Here is an 18,789-nt window from a genome sequence, read left to right on the forward strand (position 1 = left end):
CTGGTCGGCTTGATTCAGGCGTGTTCCAAGAGAATGGTGTTCACCGCCCGATCATCCTGCAAGGTGTCGGAAACCACCACCAGCGGGGTGCCAGGAGCGATGTCGCGTTCTTGCCGCAAGGTATCGATGCCCTTGGCAATGGTGAGCCGGGGCAGATTCTCGAAATTGATGCAGAAGGAGCGCACCCCGCGCGACAGGGTCAGGAAACGCCTCACTTGTTCGTCAGGAGTGAAGGCGAAAATTGGCGAACGCGGACGCATCAGCGAGGTGTGGTGGGCAGTGGCTCCCGAGCGGGTGAAGACGACCAGCAGGGCTCCCGGCAAGGAGTCGGCCAGTTGCACCGCCGAGCGAATGGTCTTCTGCTTGTCAGTTTGCAAACTGGAATTTTTGGCAAAGCCAAGCCCGCCTGAGCGCTCAATGCGGCGGGCCACCCGGTTGAGAATGTGCAGGCACTCCGCAGGATACTTGCCAATCGAGGTTTCGCCCGAGACCATGAGCACATCCGCTTCCTCGAAGACCGCATTGGCCACGTCGGTGACCTCCGCCCGCGTGGGGGTGGGATTGGAAATCATCGACTCCAGCATGTGCGTGGCCACGATCACCCGCTTTCCTTTCTCTAGGCAGCGTTTGACGATTTTTCGCTGGAGGATGGGCAGCTCCTCGATGTGAACCTCGATACCGAGGTCGCCGCGAGCCACCATGATCACGTCCGAGGCCTCAATGATGGCATCCAGATTGCGCATGGCCTCCTGATCCTCCAGCTTGGAGACGATTTGGGCGTGCCCTCCCAGTTCTTTCATCGCCGCGCGCAGTTCGCGCACATGGCCCGCATCGCGCACGAAGGAGCCCGCCACAAAGTCAGCCTGACATTCGACCGCCAGATCGAGGTCCTTGCGGTCCTTGTCCGTCAGCGCGGGGAGATTCAGCCGCGTGCCGGGGAGATTGATGTGGCGTCGTGAGCCCAGTTCCCCCGGCGTGGTATTGACCGCCACCAGGCGATCATCGGCGATGGACTCCACTTTCATGATCAGCGTGCCATTGTCCACGATGAGGGTGTTGCCCACTTTGACATCCTCCAGCAGACCACCGTAGTTCACGGTGGTGGAAATCGGCAGCTTGGGCTCCGAGCCCTCCACCCGGAATTCCACCCGATCGTTGTCCTTGAGCTGGTAAGGAGTCTCCAGTGTGCCCGTGCGGATGGAAGGGCCCGTCAGGTCGAAAAGGATCCCCACCGGATACTCCCGCCCGACCGCGAGACGGCGGATGCGGCGCACGGTGTCGCGGGCCACCTCGTGCTTGGCGTGCGACATATTGATGCGAAAACAATCCGCCCCGGCATCGAGGAGGCTTTCGATCATCTCATCGCTGTCTGAGGCGGGTCCTAGAGTGGCAAGCAGGCGCGTGCGGCGCATCGTTACGGGCTTCATTTCGGCGGAGGTCTAACCCAATGCAGAGTCCGTGCCGAGTCGGGATTTGGACAGAGGGGATTTTTTGCCCCTCTTTGTGGAAAAACATCAAATCCTGAAGCCCTTGCCGCGTTCGCCAGCCTGCCCGAGAACGGGCGGTCTCTCATTTTTTTGCCTCCTCCTGTGAATGAGATTGACACGGGAGGGAAGACTTCCTAGCTTCCGCGCCCGCCTGCGCCGTGATGGCTCCGGTAGGAAATGGTCTAAGAGCCCTTGCTCCCATTCAATTATGAAAACATACTCAGCAAAAGCCGAAGAGGTCGAGCGCGCGTGGCATCTCATCGATGCCACCGACAAAGTGCTCGGCGATGTCGCCGTGGAAGCTGCCCGCCTCTTGCGTGGCAAGCACAAAACCATCTTCACCCCTCACGTCGATACTGGTGACCATGTGGTCATCATCAACGCTGAGAAAGCCCGCTTCACCGGCAACAAGGAGTGGCAGAAGATCTACACCCGCTACACGGGCTACGTCGGTAATCAGAAAGTGGAAACTCCCCGCAAAGTGCGTGAGCGCCGCCCCGAGCTTCTCCTCGAGCGCGCCATCTGGGGCATGATCCCTCACAACAAGTTGGGCCGCCAAATCATCAAGAAATTGAAGGTGTGTGTCGGACCTGAGCATCCTCACGAAGCCCAGAATCCCCAGCCCTACGAGGTCAAGTAACCCTGAACCACTGAACTTTTTTACCACTTTTACTCATGGCAACTGCTAATGAATTCACCGCCACCGGTCGCCGCAAGACCGCCGTGGCCCGCGTCTATCTCACCGAAGGCTCTGGCGTCATCGAGATCAACGGTCGCAGCTTCGAAGACTACTTCGCCACCCTCCCGCTCCAGAGCCACGTGCTCGAGCCCTTCCAGGTCGCGAACCTCATGAACAAGTTCGACGTGCGCATCTCCACCAAAGGCGGCGGCCTCCACGGCCAAGCTGGCGCGGTCAAGCTGGCCATCGCCCGCTCCCTCCTGCAAGTGGATCCCGAGCTTCGCCCCGCATTGAAGGCCGCTGGTCTTCTTCGCCGCGACCCTCGTGCCAAGGAGCGGAAGAAATCCGGTCAGCCCGGTGCCCGCAAGCGTTTCCAGTTCTCCAAGCGCTAATCACCCTTTCCCATTCCTTACCAAAAAGCCGCTTCCTCTCGGGGAAGCGGCTTTTTTCGTGCGGGATCGAGTCTGTTGCGGAAGCTCTCTCGGCGGGCCTTCCTCATCGCCTCCGGGCCCCGAATCTGTGGGCCGCCTAATCCCTCTCTTCCGCAAAGCGAATGAAGAACCGATCCGGATTGGGCGTGGGGATGGGGACCTGGACCGAGTTCGTGATGACGCTATTCGGGCTGACGACGAGGTCGGTGGGGGTGAAGCCGAAGCTCAAGTCGGTGGTGGTTTCGACCCGCCATTGGATTCCGCTGCGGCCACGGAAAGAGAGGGGAATCTGGTTGTTGTCCGGGTCTCCCACGCTGCGGATCTCGAAGAGATCGGCGAAGGGGACTCGCTCTTGCACCGCGCCCGGCTGGATGTAGGTCAGGCTCCCGAAATTGGGGACGAAGAGAGATTCGAAGGCGACCCGATTGAGCGCGTCACGCAGCACGGGGATGCCGGCTTGTTGGTCGAGCTCGGTGATGGCGGGCTCGGAATCCTCGAGCAGGCGGACGACGGGGACTTTTCCACCAGACTCGTAGGGGGGAGCGACTTTGAGGATACGGCCACGTTGGTCGGGACCGGCAAAGTCTTGGAACACTGCAGGAGCATCGGTCCAGTTCGGGTAGCCGGTGGTGAGGATGACGCTCTCGGGCTCCATCGCGTGGAAATCACGCCGCTCGGGACGGGTGATGAGCTCCGAGCCGTTCCTATTTTCGGCAAAAAGGCATCCCGAGACGTGGACCCGCATCCGGTCCTCAAAGGTGACGGCGCCATCCACGGCCTCGTTTTGGGCAAAAGTGCATTGGTCGAGCTCTAGGGTGATGCTTCCAAAGGCGCTGTCCTCGGCATAAATGGCGGAACCTCCGTGGCGGACTTCATTGCGCGCAAAGGTGCAGCGGCGGAAGCTGGCGCGACTGAGGCTGTCCATTCGAATGGCCCCTCCGCGCATATTGGTGACCGTGGCGGTATTGCCGATGAAGGAGGAGTTCCAAGCGGTGATGCGGCTGGAGCTGGCTCGAATCGCGGCCCCACCAATCCCGAAGTCCCCGACGGTGGAAGTCTGATTGTTGTTTTCAAACAGCGTCTCGTTGAGGAAAAGGTCGCCCTGGCATTCGATCACTCCGTGCACGGCGGCGGTATTATCGGTGATATCGCATTGGTGCAGGGAGAGTCCGCACAAGGGATCGACGGCCATCACGCCGCGGTTGGGAATCTCGCTGTTCGCCTCGTAGCCAGAGAACTCGATGCTGTCGAAGGAGACGGTGGTTCCGTTTGTGAGGCCGTCGCCAATCGCGATCATGTCCTCATCGGCATCGTTCATGATGAGGCGGTAGTTCCCGCCCGAGCCATCGATGTTGTAGTTGCGCTCGCCGCTGAAGGTGACGGTAGAAAGAAGAGAAATGGTCCGGTCCGTGATGGGGGTCTTGAGGACGATGTGGTTAGTCTCGTCGGTGGCGGCGAGAACGGCGTCCCGGAAGCTCCCGGCACCGGTGGGAAAGTCGTTGGTGACCTCGATGGTGCCGTCGGGATTGGTTTCCACCGCACCGATGTCGATGATGTTCGTCAGGCCATTGGAATTGGCCGCGACCTTGCGGGGAAAGCCGCGAATGTCGGTGGTCAGGAGCGGAAACCCCCGGTCGGGAATCCCTCCCTCAATGGCGCGGGAATTTTGATAAGGGAAGCAGCACATGAGTTCTCCGCCATAATTGCCAAGGCGGGAAACGGCGACCCCGGTGGGGCCGGTTTGATCGGTCTCGTGGTCGAAAGAGGCCGGAGTGTCGTCACAGAGATTGTAGCCAGCGGATGTCGCGCCCCAGATTCCCGTTTCGACAATACTGGTGGGAGGACCGGTGGAGCCTTCCGCAGAGTTCCGGGCGAAGAGGTTTCCTTGAAAGAGAATGCCAGCAGGCCCGGAGTAGCCTGCGCCATGATTGTCGACGAATGAGCAGTGGATGATGGCGGATGAGCTGTTTTCCCCTTCCAGGGCCAGGGTTCCCTGAGTGCCAAAAACGCGATTCTCCGCGAAAGTGCAGTTCCGGATGCGCAGAAGATGGCTTTCGACGAGCTGACCAATGTAAGCCGAGCGGGTGGAATGGAAGGCGAAGAGGCAACGGTCGATTTCTCCAGCGGAGTTGTTCATTCGACAGCCTTCGGCATTGTGGTGGAAATAACAGCCCAGGAAGTTGGCTTCCCCATCTCGGATACTGGCTCCGATGCTGGTGAAGTTCTCGATTTCGACCCGAATGAGGTTGAGCTTCTCTCCCACGAGGTTGATACCCGTGCTGAGAGTCTGGTTTCCATCAATAATGAGGTCGTTGAAGCGCAGCTCACGGTTGCTTGCGCTGAAGAGAGAAGAACCTGCAAAGATTTCGGACGCTTGGATTCGGGGAGGAAGGCCGTTTGTCGAGGCGCCGTCGAAGACGATTTGGCCGCCACTACTCCCCAAGGACAATCCCGAGTCTTCCACCTGAATCGTTGCTCCCGAGAGATGGGGTGAAAAGCAAACTGTTCCCCCGGTACTGCCCACATCACGTATCGCCTCACGCAGAGAGACTTCGGGGCCGGAAGGGAAGTCGAATTGGTCCTCCGCCGTGGTGACCGTGGCCGTAAGAGCAGAAAGCGGCTGGCTGAGCAGCCCGAGGAAGAAAAAGAGAAGAAGACGTTGTTGCGCTGCCATTTGTATAGTAACCCACATATTTCTTGGAAAGTCACTTTCCAAGTGGTGGAATTTTATAAACCCGTATTGAACCTTTCTTGTGTCAGGAATATTGACACCCGGATGAGAACCTCATACCAAAGAAGGGATTCAACTCGTAAAAGGATGAAGCCGCTCGTGCAGCGCATTTTCTCAGCAAAAAGGTCCTCTTATTTTACCAGATGAAAACTTGAGTGGGTATTATCTGGAATCATGGGTCACAAAAGTGAAGAAGGCTATCTGAAGAGCTGGATTGTCGCTGTTCTTCTCCCTTATTTGAGAGCGTCTCCGCGAGTTCAGGGGAGGTGGTTTTGAGGGCATCTGACTCCGTTATGGGCCGTCGCTATCAGCCCGGGTTTTCTCCCAATCTGCCGCGAGAGTCATGGTCTGACCTCGGCCCAGTCCATTGGGGGGTAATGGGGAGTCGCTTCATGACCCTCTCTCGACCCGTCCACTGCTCCAGAGCTTTTTCCGCATCCGGATGGCACGGAAAGAGAGAGCTAAGGACTAACCGAGAGCGTCTTTGCCGAGTTGGCGCAGATTGTAGAGGCGGTCGGGCTTGGGAACGGTTTTCATGCCACGCAGGGAGCGCGCGCCCGTCTTTCGCTTGGAGTGAAAATGGGATTTGGCTTCTTGGAACACTTCTTCGATGAAAGCCTTGGAACCGAGGGCCCCGCCGTCGATGAAGTAACGCACCCGGCACCGCAGATAATCGGCTTTTTCGAGGCGGCCTCCGTTTTCAAGCACTTCGAGGGCTTTCTGGCGGGGGATGCGGGCCCGGAAAAGGTGGGCTTTGCCCCCTGACTGCTCATGGGCGAGTTCCTCTTTCTGACGGGCTTCGCTCTCCGGGATGCCAAAAAGATAGCAACGCCAGCGGCGCAAGGAATCATCAAGGGAGCAGGGGCCCTCTTGTCCCTGAATCGAGCTGCGCTCCCGAGCCTCGCCCGTCATCCCAATAGTGAAAGAGTCCAGCCAGATGAGAGCTTGGCGAGCTCGGGTGGCTTTTTTGCCGCCTGCGACTGCTTCGCCGTAAGAACACCAGCGGTAATCCTTGGGGTCTTCGCAAATCCCGGCCCGCACGGGATTGAGGTCGATGTAGGCGGCCATGGCTTTGAGGGCGGGGCCTTTTCCTTCGACGAGAACACTTTTGAAGCGGTCTTCCCAGAGCGTGCCCCGGCGCTGGTGGACGCGGTTGAACCATTGGGTGAAGCGTTGTTTGAGGATTTTCATATACTGGCTGATGTCCCACATGCGGGCAAACCAGCTCTCGCGCAATTCTTCAGCCGCCTGGTTATTGCTCTGAGCTCGATAGTGCTCCAGTTCCCAGCGGAGATTGGTGGCAGCCTTTCCACCCAAGCATTTCTCGACATGGGCAATCAAGCCCTCGTCGTCGGGGAGAGCCTCATCGGCAGGGCGTTGCGGGACTTCGACCAGGAGGTGAAAATGGTTCGACATCAGGCAATAGGAAACGATGCGCAGGCCGTAGAGGCGTTCATAAAGGCGCATGAACTCTGAGAATTTCGCCTTCTCCATTTCTCCGAGAACAAAGTCGCGATTCACGATGCGGGAAACGCAGTGGTAGTAGGCGACTGGGTGAGACCTGGGGGCAAGGAATCGAGGACGGCGCATGGAGGGAGGGTGAGCAAAGGAAGACGGCGTGTCAATTACTTCCTAAAAAGGGACAGGCACTTTTTAGGGCAGGCACTTTTTAGCTTGGCACTTTTTAGCTTGTTTTAGCTTTTTAGTCGCGCCTGCACCGGAGAAGAGTTCAATGGAAGAGAGTTTCATGGGGTGGGCCTTTCGTATTTGGATTTCAGCCAATCAAGGACGGCAAGCTGGTCTTCCTTCTTGGCGCGACGGACCTGGATCAGCAGCTTGGAGATACTGGGCCGATCCAGGGTGAGATTGGAAGCTCCCTCGTTGCAAACCGAACAAAGGGCGCGAAGGTTGGAGGCTTCGTCCTTGCCACCTTGCGATTTGTCAAGGATGTGACCAAGGTGGAGGCGGGTTTTACGATTGGGATCGTAGGGATGGGGTTCTCCGGCGACGGCACCGCACATTTGGCAGGTAAAGCCATTGCGGTCGAGGACGAAGGCACGAAGCTCTTTGGAGATGCTACGCTCGAAGGCGGGTTGGGGTTTGGCGCTTTCGAGGAGGTATTCGCCGGGTTTGAGGGTGCTGCGGTCGTTATGAGTGAGGATCTGGTAGCCCTCTTCGTTGCGAAGCTCGCGGATGCGTCTGGCCCATTCGCTAATACCGGCGACTTGGCGGAGGTCGTCGGCGTGCAGGACGATCCCGACATTGGCGAGGAAGTGAGCTCGGAGTTTGGCACGAGCTCCTCCTTGTCCTTTTGATTGAGCCATAGCGTTAAGCGGCTTTGGTTTTCTCCTGGGTTTGCGCGGTGACGATGGCAGCCTTGAGTTGTTCGGCAACCGCTCTGGCGACAGGGGGAGGGAAGGCATTGCCGATTTGTCGATAGGCAGCTGTCTTTTTGCCCATAAATTTCCAGTTGTCAGGGAAACCTTGGATTCGAGCGGTCATGGGAATCGTGAGGCGCGGCATTCCTTCGAAGTCTCTTTCCGGCGAGGCGTCACCCAGGCTCTTGCCGTTGACTCCGAGCTTGGCCCAAGCGTTGCGGGCACGAGTTGGCCCCAGGTCGGCTCCTCCATGCTTTTTGGAGCCTCCCACCAGAGTGGGGGCGATGGCGTTGGCCTGCTTCTTCCAAGCGTTGGCTCCCTTCCAGCCGTCCTGAGCCATGAGGTCATAGAGGGCTTCTCCCACCGTGGGGGGGAGTTTGTTGAGTCCGAGGGGCCATTGAAAGTGGGGGGCGATGTCCTTGCGGAGTGCGACGATGACGACGCGGGGTCTGAGCTGGCTGACCCCAAAGTCCGAAGCATTGAGCAGTTGCCAGTCGGTGCGATAGCCCATGCGAGACAGCTTGCCTTTGAGGTGGGCGCGGTATTCGTCGAAATTGCTTGCGAGGAAGCCGCGCACATTCTCGAGCATGACAGCTTTCGGATGGCATTGCTTGATGAGGCGAAGCGCTTCGGGGAAAAGGTCTCGTTCATCATCTTTGCCCAGTTGTTTGCCCGCGATGGAAAAAGGAGGGCAGGGGACGCCGCCGGCGAAGAGATCAACGCCATCGTAGGCGGTGGCCTCGAAGTGGCGCACATCTCCCTCGAATACCTTCCATTGGGGGCGGTTGTGGCGAAGAGTGGCGCAAGAAGGGCCGTCGAGCTCGACCAGGGCCTGGGCCTCAAAGCCCGCCTGCTCCAGTCCGAGAGCTTGCCCCCCGCCGCCCGCACAGATTTCTATGGATGTGAGAATCATATGTTCAAATAATCAGTTTCTAGGCTGCCGGTCAATCTGGAAATCGAATTTGGTAAGAATTCGGAAAAAAGCATGGAGGTGTGGTGAGGTGATCAGATTTACAATTCACGGACTGACCCCGTTTTCTTGCCCTTTTTAAGCTTTTTTTCAGGCAAGCACCAATCGAGTTATTTGGTCCGCTGCCTTTGTGAGCCCCTCAAACACTAAGATTGCGGCACCCTGAAGATCGTCAGGAGGAGATTCGAAACCGAGAATCTTGAGTGCTCTTTCGTAGCCAGAGCTGCCTGAATGAGCATCGAGTTGTCTGAGGTCGTTGATTCCGGCTAGAATTCTAGTTTCTTCTCGGCCATCTCCACCTAGCTCATCGATGAGGGCTGCGAGCATATTTCTGATTTGAGCCTTTTTTCCTTTGAATTTGGTTTGTCCCTCTTCACCTAGATTTTTGTAGATATTAGCCCCGTTTATAGCCTCATTGGTTAGCTTGTTCAGCTCCTTGGCAAGGTGGCAAAAATCTTCTTTGTTATCCGAGTCGAATCGATGGATATGTTTAAGAAACTCTCGCTCCGCTGGAATTTCATTAAAGAGTGGGCATCCGAATCTCGAAATGAAGGCTGAATTTAGCTCGATTAACGACTTATGTAGTAAGTTCTCAGGTGCTATTGAATCTGAAAACCATCCTTGGATATACGAATCATAAAGAGCTTTTCCTATTCCTCCTTCAGGAATGATGTTGTAAGATTTTAGCTTCTTGAGGAACCAATGGGGAAGGTTTTTGAGGTCCTTTGCAAAAATGACAACCTTGCCAAGCTCGTTGACTCCAAATGTGAAATCCGAATGGCCGATACCCAGTTTGCCAGCATCGAAGGCCCACCACTCGATAAAGGCCCTTTGCTCCTTTAGAATCGATGTAACAAGAGACGGTTCGAAGCAAAGAAATTGGAAGTCTTTTTTAATTTCTTCGAGGCTTTTCGTGTCTTCGCTTTGATTGTCTACGAAGAAGGCTATTCGGTCGGGGTGTTTGTCCCCAGCAACGCGAGTAGAAACGCTGCTTTTTTCCAGCCAATCCTTCCACCAGAGTTTACCGAATAAGAAGTTTAATTCTTCATCGTCATCAGTCTTTCCCTTATAACCGTGCCACTCCTGAGTATCATTGTCGATGTTGATATGTTCTTCTTGCCAATCGACGTCGTGCAGAGAATTGCCTTTGAATTCCCGGCACATGAAACCCGCGCTGAAAAGCGAAGTCGACCTTGCCTTAAGATAGTCGCGAAGGACATCGGCTTTGATTCTTATTTCAATAGGTTTTCCCGATTCGTCATTACGCACTAGCTGGGCAACTTCGAGATAGTTCTCAGACGGACGAACCCAAGTGTCGCCTTGGCGGAGAAGTCGCAAAGAGAGCACTATTTCTTGGTTAAGGTCCCATACACGCTCTCCATCTTCATGCCAAAGGTCGGTAATCGGCATTATTCCAGTGACTTTTCCGTGTTGGTAATCGTAGTAATCGGTAGGAGAGTAAAAGCGGTCTTCATCAACATAGGCTGTTGTTTCTTCCCGATGTAATCCGATATCCTGCCACGAAAGGTGCGCGTATTTTTCTCGGTCCTCATCGAAAACAATCAACGTCTCGAGAGAGAAATAGATTCTCGTGTCGTCTTGTTCATCCGTAATGTTTATCTTTAAAGGAATCCACTTTCCTGAGGTGAATTTCGAGGAGTTGAAGTCATTGAACTCGAGCCAATTTTTAAGTGATTGAGGGGACGGTCGATTCATTCGAATTAGATTTTAGTTGGTTACGAATAAACAGTGACTTGGCGGATTATGAGTGTGGGGGTATTCCCAAGGTTTTGGCGAACAAGAATTGCGGCGGACTAGCGGCAGCTCCTCTACTGACAAGCCTCATTTTTACTCTCGCTTCGATGGAGCAGGTTGCTTTTTAGGCTGCGGTTCTTTCTCCACTCATTCCCCCTACGCCAAGGCTTCACCAAGGCTTCAAAAGACAAGAGCTTCGGAGGACTGACGGTAGATTCACTGACAAGCCTCACATTCCTCCCCATTCCGCTGGGCTTCGATGGAGCAGGCGGCTTGTTCGGCGGCCGTGTAGGAGCGGGCGGCGGGGGCCTTTTGGGCGGAGCCGGTGCTCTTTTCGATGCCGCTGGCTCCGAGGGTGCGGAGGTAGTAGGTGGTTTTCATGCCGGTGGTCCAGGCGCGGCGATACATGTGACTGAGGGTCTTCATCTCGGGCGCGGCGAGGAAGAGGTTGACGCTCTGGCTCTGGTCAATCCACTTCTGTCGGCGGGCGGCGGCGTCAATGAGGTAGTTATAGCTGATGCCGAAGACGGTGAGGTGCTTCTGCTTGAGCCGCTCGGGGATGCCTTCAATGTCGGTGAGCTCGCCGTCGAAGTATTTCAATTGGTCGAGCATGTCCTGATTCCAGAGTCCTTCGGCCTTGAGGTCGTTGACGAGCTCGCGATTGAGGACGATGAAGTCGCCGCTGAGGTTGCTCTTGACGAAGAGGTTCTTGTAGTTGGGCTCGATGCAGGGGGTGGTGCCCATGATGTTGCTGATGGTGGCGGTGGGGGCGATGGCGAGGACGTTGGAGTTGCGCATGCCGTGGCGGGCGATCTTCTCGCGCACGGGCTGCCAGTCCATTTTGCCACCGCGGGGGACGTCGAGGTGTTGGCCGCGTTCTTCTTGCAGGAGGTCGAGGGTGTCCTGGGGGAGGAGGCCGCGATCCCATTTGCTGCCCTGATAGCTCTGGTAGGTGCCGCGCTCGCCGGCGAGGTCGCTGGAGGCTCCGTAGGCGTAGTAGGAGATGGCTTCCATGAACTCGTCATTGAATTCCACCGCTTGCTCGCTGGCGAAGGAGTAGCCTTTTTTGTAGAGGGCATTCTGCAAGCCCATGACGCCGAGTCCGATGGGGCGGTGGCGGCTGTTGGCGGTGGCGGCCGCTTGGGTGGGGTAGAAGTTGATGTCGATGACGTTGTCGAGGGCGCGGATGGCCACGGTGATGGTCTCGCGCAGCATCTCGTGGTCGAGGGCGCCATCGTCGGTGAGGTGGCTATCGAGCACGACGGAGCCGAGGTTGCAGACGGCGGTTTCTTCCTCGCTGGTGTTGAGGGTGATCTCGGTGCAAAGGTTGGAGCTGTGGATGACGCCGGCGTGGTCCTGGGGGCTGCGCACGTTGCAGGGGTCCTTGAAGGTGATCCAGGGGTGGCCGGTCTCGAAGACCATGGAGAGCATTTTTTTCCAAAGCTCGATGGCGGGGATTTGGCGGCTCCAGATTTTGCCTTCGGCGGCTTGTTTTTCGTAGTCCTTGTAACGGAGTTCGAAGGCGCGGCCGTAGAGGTCGTGGAGGTCGGGGGTTTCGTTGGCGCGGAAGAGGGTCCAGTCCTGGCGGGCTTCCATACGCTTCATGAAGAGGTCCGGAATCCAGTTCGCGGTGTTCATGTCGTGGGTGCGGCGGCGGTCGTCCCCGGTGTTTTTGCGCAGCTCGAGGAAGTCCTCGATGTCGTTGTGCCAGGTCTCAAGGTAGGCGCAGCCGGAGCCGCGGCGTTTGCCGCCTTGGTTGACGGCAATGAGTTGGTCGTTATGGAGTTTGAGGAAGGGGATGACGCCCTGGGACTCGCCATTGGTGCCCTGGATGTAGCCGCCCGTTCCGCGCACGGCGGTCCAGGAGCCGCCCAGTCCGCCGGCCCACTTGGAGAGGTAGGCATTGTCGGCGATGCCGCGCTGCATGATGGACTCGATGCTGTCGTCGACTTTGTAGAGGTAGCAGCTGGAGAGCTGGCTGTGGAGGGTGCCGGAGTTGAAGAGGGTGGGAGTGCTGGAGCAGAAGCGGCGGCCTTTGTAGAGCTGGTAAAGGCGGGTCACCCAGTCTTCGCGCTCGCTTTTTTCTTCTTTGAAGAGGCCCATCGCGACGCGCATCCAGAAGAACTGGGGTGTCTCCATGCGGCGGGGCTTTTCGCCGGTTTTGTCGACGATGAGGTAGCGATCGTAGAGGGTCTGAATGCCGAGGTAGTCGAAGTCGAGGTCGGCGGAGGGGTCGAGGGCTTCGGCGAGTTTCTTGAGATCGTAGCGGCCGTCGATGAGGTCGGGGCTGAGGCGTTTGATTTTGACCCCGTGCTTGAGGTAGGCCTTGAAGGCGGTCTGGTGTGCTTCCTTGAGGCCTTCGATGCCGTCGCGCATGATGGACCAGTCGAGCACCTCTTCATAGATGTAGGTGAGGAGGACGCGACCGGCGAATTTGGCCATGTCGGCGTCGCGCTCGATGAGGGCGCGGGCATTGAGCACGATGGTTTTCTGGAGGTTCTCGGCGGTGATTTCGGCTCCGATGGAGCGGCGCAGTTCGCGCTCGAGGTCGTCTTCGCTGAGGGTGAGATTGAGGCCGATGCAGGCGAACTGGATGCGCTTTTTCAGCTCCAGACCGTCCCAGAATTCCGCGCTGCCATCGCGCACCACGGTGACGAAGGATCCCTGGTTGGGGTCCTCCTCGGGGGCTCCCTGCAGTTCGCGCAGGCGGGAGCGCTCGGCGCGGTAGAGGATGTAGCTCTCGGCCACCTTGTAGTAGCCCTGGCGCATGAGCTCGTTCTGCACCATGTCCTGCACGTCCTCGATGTGGACGAAGGCCTGGTCACCTTGGCGGGCAATCTGGGTGACGGCTCGCGCCACGCTCCCGGCGGGGGTGGGGTCTTCCTTGGAGGAAAGAAAGGCGTTGCGCACGGCGGACTCGATCTTGCTCTCCGACCAGGGCACGACGTTGCCGCTGCGGCGGATCAGGCGCACGGGCATGGTCTGGGGCTCGCCTTCGAGGTCGATTTGTCCGTTGTTTTCCATATTGCGCTTGAAGACGAGGGACTTGGCCACGTCGTGGGCGTCGTTCTCGATGAGGGCTTTCTCAATGAGGAGGTAGAGGTCGTTTTGGGAGAGCTTGAGGGAATTGCCCTTTTGCACCTGCGCCATCAGGCTCTTGGATACGCTATTGGCGACGGCCGAGACGAAGGTGCGGTTTTCTTCGTTAAAAATGCTGTCCTCGGGGGTGCGGCGGGCGATGAGGAGGTCGGTGAGGGATTCCCCAATGGCATCGGCGACATCGGCGAGGGAAAAGTGCTCTTCGGCGTTGCCCTTGGTGACGGTGATCTGCGGGACCGGCGTTCGCTCCGAAGAGGGCAGCGTTTCGCGCCAGCTGTAGCTGCGGAAGTCGCTGTTGGTGTTTTGGAAGCGGTTGGAGATGACTTCCTTGAGGGCGATGTCTTCTTCGAGGGTGATGGAGCGATACATTGTTTTTGGCGTGGTGGGGGTTGTTGATGGTTGGGAGGCGGGAAAGTTTGCGAGTTTGTCAGTGTTTCAGTTTGTCAGGGCTTTGAGGGGACGAGGGCTGTGTGGGTGGAGTTGTGTGGGTGGGGTTTTTTAGGGGCGGGATTGGAGGGTGTTGATGAGGCTTTGAATCATGGAGGCGAGTTCGCGGGTCTCTTGGATGAGGTGGGTCGCATTGAGAAGCTCGGGTCTGCCCAGTTCTTTGCGAACGCGTTGGGCAATGAAGAGTTGGGTGCGGAGTTCGGCGCAGGAGCCTTTGGCATAACGCAGAAAACGGGCAAAGTCCTTGTCGCTGTCACGTTCGGCTCCTTCGGCGATGTTTGAGGAGATGGAGACCGCTGCCGCTTGCATCTGCCCGTTGAGGCGGAAGTCCTGCGAGCCCTCGGTTGCCAGATAGGTGTCGACGGCAAGCCGGCAACCACGTTTCCAGATTTCCAAGTTCTCAAAGGTCTTCAGGGGCATGGTGTTCTTTCTTTCGCTCTTTTTCAGGCTGTCGTTCGGCAGTCAGTGCCAGCGCAAATCCCTGACAAACTGAAAAACTGCCACACTCGCAAACTCTTAAAGCTCATCATCATCTGCGGCCAGGAGGGAGCTGGACTTTTGGTATTCGGTCACTTTGCCCTCGAAGAAGTTTTGCTCTTTCTTGAGGTCCATGGACTCAGAGAGCCAGGGGAAGGGGTTTTCGGTGCCGGGCTTGAGGGGCTCGAGGCGGCAGTTGAGGAGGCGGCGATCGGCGATGTAGTCGATGTATTGCTCGAACTCCTCGGCGCTGAGTCCGACGGCGGAGACGGGGAGGCAGTCGCGGATGAATTCTTTCTCGAGGCGGATGCCCTCGGCCATGGTGTTGCGGAGGTCGGCCTGGAATTCGGCGGTCCAAATGTCGGGGTTCTCGGTGATGAGGGTGTTGAGGAGATTGCGGAAGACCTCGATGTGGTTGGACTCGTCGCGCAGGGTGTAGCGGAACATCTGGCCGATGCCGGGGAATTTGTTCTGGCGATAGAGGCTGAGGATCATGCCGAAGAGGCCGTAGAACTGGGTGCCCTCCATCACCTGGCCGAACAGGAAAATGTTCTTGGCGAGGGCTTGCTTGTTTTCCAGCACGGTGAGGTCGACATCGCGGCGCAAGGAGCGGGAGTTGCTGACGACGAAAGAGTTCTTGGCCTTGATAGTGGGCACGTCCTCGAACATCGCTTCGCATTCGTGGGGATTGATGCCGAGGGAGGAGATCATGTAGACGAGGCTGTCGGCGTGAATGTTTTCCTCATGGGCGTGGCGGCCGAGCACGAGCTTGAGCTCCGGGGCGGTGACCAGCTCGCGCACGACGTGGAGGATGTTGTCGCCCACGATGCCTTCGGCGGCGGAGAAATAGCCGATGCCCATCTTGATAATCCAGCGCTCCTCGTCGGTGATTTCGCTGCCCCGCCACTGCTGGATGTCGGTCTGCATCTGGATGTCCTCCGGCTCCCAGTGATTGCTCTTCATCGTTTTGTAGAGGTCGTAGGCCCACTGGTATTTCAGGGGGAGGATGTTGAAGAACATGGTGTCACGACCATTGATGACAGCTTTGGCGGCAATGGCGGCTTCGGCTTTGTCGCGGTCGAGAACGAAGGAGCGGTTGCCAACGGTGTAGGTAGTGGTGTGAGCGGACATTTTTCTAGCTGTGTGAGGAATTGGGGGGGAACGGGGTGGGGGATTTCTTTCTTGCTTGGGGAAGGGGTTGGGTGACTTGGGTCGCCTTCGCAGAAGCACCGTCAGACTAGCGGAAAAGGGGATTGAGGGTCAACGCGATTTTGCTTATCTAGTAGTCCACAAATTATTCACATACTACATGTGGTGGTTTTACGGTTCTGCCGCATTTGTCGCATTTCGTGCAAAGGGGCGCAATGATTGACTCGGTGAGGGTTTGCGGGCCTTTTCTAACAGAATCGACCCCGGGGGCTAGGGGCGGGAAAAGTTGCGTGGAACGCGCGGCTCCACTTGCTTGCGCTGTTTTTCTAAAAAGTTCTTGGGCGGTGACTTGTTCTTCTTAGAAAAATCACGCCTGTCATTGATTGTCAGGATAAAATTATGAATTCGGGTGCTGGCCAAAGGAACTTGACTTTTTGGGCGAAATTCTGCAATGCCCGGAAATACAGGGATTCGTTTTGTGTTGGTTTTTTTGTTCTGGTGAGTAGTGAATGAGTCAGTATGACACAAGCGCGGGGGAGAGAAAGGGCATTTTTGCTGAAAGATGAGGGAAAAGGGGAAAAATTTTGTTCGCTGATTTCGCTTGCGCAAGGCGCAAAAAAACCCGGTGCGAGGACCGGGTGGGAAAGAGAGGAGTGAGGAACGGGAGGAATCAGAAGCCGAAGGTGCGGCCTACGGACTGCACGGTGCGGCCAGGGACCTTGAGGGCATTGCTGAGGAGCGCACAGGAAGAGAGGAGGAGGCTGGCGGCGACGGCGGCGACGAGGAGCTTGAGCATGAGGGCACGCTGACAGGTTCCGGCGCAGAGGTCAATCATGCGGTGCGAAACGTCAATCGCGAAGAAGCCTCAGGTAGTCGCGGTAGAAAAGGCAGGAGTAAAAAGAGAGGAATGCGAGGGCTGTGACGAGCTTGGTTGTGTGGATTGTGGCTGGAGAGTCCGAGCCTTCCCTAGTAATGAGCAGGGCCACTACGGCAATGGAGAAGAGAAGAGGCGGGACCCTCCTCCACCAGCAAAGGTCTTTCAGCTCGGCTTTGGCTGGGATGATTTGTTCACGGGAGGTTTCTGGGTATGGGTGAGGCCGAAGGGGACGGACAAGTCCCGCCAGAATCATTAGAATGAAGGGATGAGACGCGGAATGAAGGAACGGCCAAAGAGTGATTGAAGGGGTGGGGCTGAGCGCGAATTCAAAACAACCGCAGGCCACCAGGCCCAGCGCGAGGATGAGCCTGAGGCGGGAGGCTAAAGGGATTGGGCGGGCGGTGGTCATTCAGAGGGCGCTGCGCTCGAGACGGCTGCGGCGGCGTTCGATTTTCTTGGCGATGGAGTCCGCTTCTTCTTCATTGCCGGCCTGGCGGTAGGCATTGCCGACTTGTTGGTAGAGCTTCAGCTCCATCTCGCCGCGGAAGTATTCCTTGGAGCTGGTCTCGGCCATCCGCTTGTAATATTTTTCAAGGTCGGCGGGGATTTCCGGCGCGACGAGGGGAAGGCGGCGTCCGTAGCTCTGGTAGCTCTTCATCAGCTTTTCAAAGAGCTCCAAGTCCTCCCCGTAACGGCGGAAAGAGCTGGCGTAGAGTTTGCGCAGGGCCTCGCCGGACTCATTGGCGACGAGGATTTCTGCCAGCGAGGCCACGGCATCGGAGACAAGGTCTCCCTCGCTGCCATTCTTGCGAGCCACGCTGCGAATCTCGCTTTCGAGGGCCTTGATCATCTCGTTCTCATCGAGGGTGGGGAGGAGGTGTTCCTTACGGATGGAGGCAATGTCTTCCAGAATGTTGGAGTGCTCGTCGTAGTTGCGCTCCATGTCGGCGAGGAGGTTTTTCCAGTCCTCAGCCTGTCCTTCCCGGGCCTTGGTCAGCTCCACTTCTTCCAGCCAGATGTCGACGACGAGAGAGGCCATGCGGCGTGCTTCCTGCAAGAGGGTTTGTGCGCTCTCCCACTTGCCTTGCTCGCGGGCGCTGCGGGCCAGCTCCAGCATCAGGAGGATGGGCACCCGTTTCTCCGCCCGGTAGTCCTCGCTGCTCTCCAGCCAGATGAGCCGGGAGGAGACGCTCTTGCCTCGCTGGGTGTCGTAGACAAAGCCGTTGACGATTCCCTGGCTGCCGTAGGATTGCCAGCTCTCGTCATCGGGCATGTATTCCACCCAAGCGTGGGCTCCCCGGTTGCCGGTGCCGTGGACATAGACTGCGGGGATGCCGCGGGCTTTCCCGGACTCACTGGCAAAGTTGGCTTGGTCGTGGCAAATGCCCCCTTTTTCGAGAATCTCGGGTAGGATGTAGTAGTCGTAGGGATTCTCGCCGTTGACCGCGCGCTCCATCAGGTATTCCACCTCGCCGTAGGTGGAGCCCCAGTTTTTGCGGGATTCCCGCATCTTCTTTAGGGACCAGTCGATTTCGAAACGGGAAATCTTGAGGTCCACCACGCGGACGAGCTCCCGGGGAGTCATGCGGGCGCAGGAGGTATCGAGATCGTTGCCTTCGGAGGCCTTGACGAAGTAGCGGTAGCGCTCGTCGCGGTCGAGTGATTGGTAGGTGTGGTCGCTGCTGGTGCGGACACTCCCGGGCTGGTCGTAGATGAGGGCCAGGGCAAGGGCGAGCGGGGCGTATTGCTCGCGGTAAGTGAGGTTTTCTTCGCGGCGCCAGAGTTCGGCCCAGTTGGTGAGCACGGCGAGGGCATCGTCCTCCGGGCGCAATTCGTTGAGCAACATGCCGAGACGATCGGGGGAGAGGAAGAGCCAGCCGAGGAAGCCGCGATTCTCCGCCGTCCAGTCGCGGTCACTGATCGCTTCGGCCGGGAGCTTGTTGAGAATGCTGAGCAGAAGGAGACGAGTGCGCACTTCATCCTCCTCCAGGGCGGCAGAGAGCGCGCGGGCCGATAGATTTTCCACCAGAGAGTCGGCATCCTGTCGCAGGCTCTCCCGCAGGAGGTCGTAGCGATAGGAGAGCAATTGTTCGCCCAGGATTTCCTGTTCCACCAGCGGGGGCAGAGTGGCGGCGGGGAGGGGCGAGCTGCCCAGCGCGCAGAGGCTGGCGAGGAAAACGAGCGTTCTTTTCACGGTCTGGAAATAGCAGAAAGAGAGAGTGGTGGCAAGGCAGGGAGTCCTCCGGGGGCGACCTTGGCCCCGGGGCCCGTAGTCGCTCTCCCTCGCCGGGGAGTTGTCTCACAATTTC

General features: G+C 57.6%; 13 protein-coding genes and 1 pseudogene. 3 read left to right on the plus strand and 11 right to left on the minus strand.

All coding sequences use genetic code 11. The annotated features are described in order from the left end of the window. Nucleotides 1–14 precede the first annotated feature (14 nt). Nucleotides 15–1,427, minus strand: a complete 1,413-nt coding sequence (gene pyk, locus JIN78_RS03065) for a pyruvate kinase (RefSeq protein WP_234037759.1) — start codon at nt 1,425–1,427, stop codon at nt 15–17. Between the two features lie 268 nt (nt 1,428–1,695). On the opposite strand from pyk, the gene rplM reads away from it, so the two are divergent. Both rplM and rpsI read left to right on the plus strand, forming a co-directional pair. Beyond that, nucleotides 1,696–2,127: a 50S ribosomal protein L13 gene (rplM, locus tag JIN78_RS03070; RefSeq protein WP_200390464.1), complete on the plus strand. Its 432-nt coding sequence runs from the start codon at nt 1,696–1,698 to the stop codon at nt 2,125–2,127. Nucleotides 2,128–2,162: 35 nt separating this feature from the next. Further along, a complete protein-coding gene (gene rpsI / locus JIN78_RS03075; protein ID WP_200390465.1) occupies nt 2,163–2,558 on the plus strand; it encodes a 30S ribosomal protein S9 in 396 nt (131 codons plus the stop codon). 136 nt (nt 2,559–2,694) lie between these two features. On the opposite strand, the gene JIN78_RS03080 is transcribed toward rpsI, so the two are convergent. The 9 genes from JIN78_RS03080 to JIN78_RS03120 all read right to left on the minus strand — a co-directional run bounded on the left by JIN78_RS03080 (nt 2,695) and on the right by JIN78_RS03120 (nt 16,438). Further along, nucleotides 2,695–5,271, minus strand: coding sequence for a right-handed parallel beta-helix repeat-containing protein (locus tag JIN78_RS03080; protein WP_200390466.1), 2,577 nt, complete (start codon nt 5,269–5,271; stop codon nt 2,695–2,697). Between the two features lie 525 nt (nt 5,272–5,796). Continuing rightward, nucleotides 5,797–6,918 (minus strand): transposase, encoded by a 1,122-nt coding sequence (locus JIN78_RS03085; RefSeq protein ID WP_267907003.1) that lies wholly within the window; start codon nt 6,916–6,918, stop codon nt 5,797–5,799. Between the two features lie 155 nt (nt 6,919–7,073). Next, entirely contained in the window at nt 7,074–7,652 is a 579-nt protein-coding gene (locus JIN78_RS03090; protein ID WP_200390468.1) for an HNH endonuclease, read from the minus strand. 4 nt (nt 7,653–7,656) lie between these two features. After that, a complete protein-coding gene (locus tag JIN78_RS03095) occupies nt 7,657–8,619 on the minus strand; it encodes a DNA cytosine methyltransferase (protein ID WP_200390469.1) in 963 nt (320 codons plus the stop codon). Nucleotides 8,620–8,766: 147 nt separating this feature from the next. Then, the gene (locus JIN78_RS03100; RefSeq protein ID WP_200390470.1) at nt 8,767–10,392 is read right to left on the minus strand and encodes a hypothetical protein; all 1,626 of its coding nucleotides are present in this window, start codon (nt 10,390–10,392) and stop codon (nt 8,767–8,769) included. Nucleotides 10,393–10,647: 255 nt separating this feature from the next. Further along, entirely contained in the window at nt 10,648–13,899 is a 3,252-nt protein-coding gene (locus tag JIN78_RS03105; RefSeq protein ID WP_200390471.1) for a ribonucleoside-diphosphate reductase subunit alpha, read from the minus strand. 129 nt (nt 13,900–14,028) lie between these two features. Next, nucleotides 14,029–14,397, minus strand: coding sequence for a four helix bundle protein (locus JIN78_RS03110; RefSeq protein ID WP_200390472.1), 369 nt, complete (start codon nt 14,395–14,397; stop codon nt 14,029–14,031). Between the two features lie 96 nt (nt 14,398–14,493). Beyond that, nucleotides 14,494–15,585 carry a ribonucleotide-diphosphate reductase subunit beta gene (locus JIN78_RS03115; RefSeq protein ID WP_200390473.1) on the minus strand — a complete coding sequence of 364 codons (1,092 nt, stop codon included), beginning with the start codon at nt 15,583–15,585 and terminating at the stop codon, nt 14,494–14,496. Between the two features lie 688 nt (nt 15,586–16,273). Further along, nucleotides 16,274–16,438: a hypothetical protein gene (locus tag JIN78_RS03120; RefSeq protein ID WP_200390474.1), complete on the minus strand. Its 165-nt coding sequence runs from the start codon at nt 16,436–16,438 to the stop codon at nt 16,274–16,276. Nucleotides 16,439–16,675: 237 nt separating this feature from the next. Here JIN78_RS03120 and JIN78_RS18025 point away from each other — a divergent pair. Next, nucleotides 16,676–16,741 (plus strand): annotated as a pseudogene (locus JIN78_RS18025) (hypothetical protein); the annotation flags it as partial. A 148-nt stretch (nt 16,742–16,889) separates the two neighbouring features. Here JIN78_RS18025 and JIN78_RS17675 read toward each other — a convergent pair. Continuing rightward, nucleotides 16,890–18,674 (minus strand): transglutaminase-like domain-containing protein, encoded by a 1,785-nt coding sequence (locus JIN78_RS17675; RefSeq protein ID WP_200390475.1) that lies wholly within the window; start codon nt 18,672–18,674, stop codon nt 16,890–16,892. Nucleotides 18,675–18,789: the final 115 nt, after the last annotated feature.

Origin of the sequence: Roseibacillus ishigakijimensis (assembly GCF_016595415.1) — a bacterium.
GTDB lineage: Bacteria > Verrucomicrobiota > Verrucomicrobiia > Verrucomicrobiales > Akkermansiaceae > Roseibacillus > Roseibacillus ishigakijimensis.